The 1075-nt window shown below is 40.0% G+C and carries 1 pseudogene; it reads left to right on the top strand.

Going from position 1 to position 1075, the window contains the following annotated elements:
• Positions 1 to 1075, top strand: a pseudogene (locus AC27IT_RS27670) (DEAD/DEAH box helicase); the annotation flags it as partial.

Here is a 1075-nt window from a genome sequence, read left to right as displayed (position 1 = left end):
GCTTTGTGGAAAGGTGGGATACAGAAACACAGAAGTAGCCATTCGTGCTGCGTTTAAAGCTGTGACAGATGGAAAACAAGTGGCTATTTTAGTACCAACCACTATTTTAGCTCAGCAGCATTATGAAACCATCCGTGAGCGTTTTCAAGACTACCCAATTAATATTGGGCTATTGAGTCGCTTTCGCAGCCGTAAACAGCAGCAGGAAACAATTAAAGGGCTAAAAAACGGGACCGTAGATGTAGTGATTGGTACACATCGTTTACTATCTAAAGATGTGATTTATAAGGATTTAGGGTTGTTAGTTATCGATGAAGAGCAACGTTTTGGTGTAACGCACAAGGAAAAAATCAAGCAAATGAAAGCAAACGTTGATGTCCTTACACTTACAGCAACACCTATTCCACGAACATTACATATGTCTATGTTGGGTGTAAGGGATTTGTCTGTTATTGAAACGCCGCCTGAAAATCGTTTTCCGGTTCAAACATATGTAGTGGAGTATAATCCAGTTCTAGTTCGTGAAGCGATTGAGCGTGAGTTAGCGCGTGATGGCCAAGTTTACTTTTTATATAATCGCGTAGAAGATATTTGACGAAAAGCAGAAGAAATTTCGATGCTCGTGCCTGATGCTAGGGTAACGTATGCCCACGGAAAAATGAATGAAACAGAACTCGAAGCGGTTATTTTAAGCTTTTTAGAAGGCGAATATGCCGTGATTGTGAGTACAACTATTATCGAAACATGAGTAGATATTCCAAATGTAAATACGCTCATTGTTAACAATGCTGATAAGATGGGATTATCACAACTGTATCAATTAAGAGGACGCGTAGGTCGTTCAAATCGCGTGGCATATGCGTACTTTACGTATCATAAAGACAAAGTACTGACAGAAGTAGCTGAAAAGCGTCTGCAAGCTATTAAGGAATTTACTGAATTAGGTTCTGGTTTTAAAATTGCTATGCGTGATCTTTCAATACGTGGCGCCGGAAACCTACTGGGTGCTCAGCAGCATGGATTTATCGATTCTGTCGGTTTCGATCTCTATTCACAAATGCTTAAAGAAGCGATA

Source organism: Brevibacillus sp. YAE8, assembly GCF_057543335.1.
Note: the sequence above shows the minus strand (reverse complement) of the source record. Positions and strands in the feature narration are given on the sequence as shown.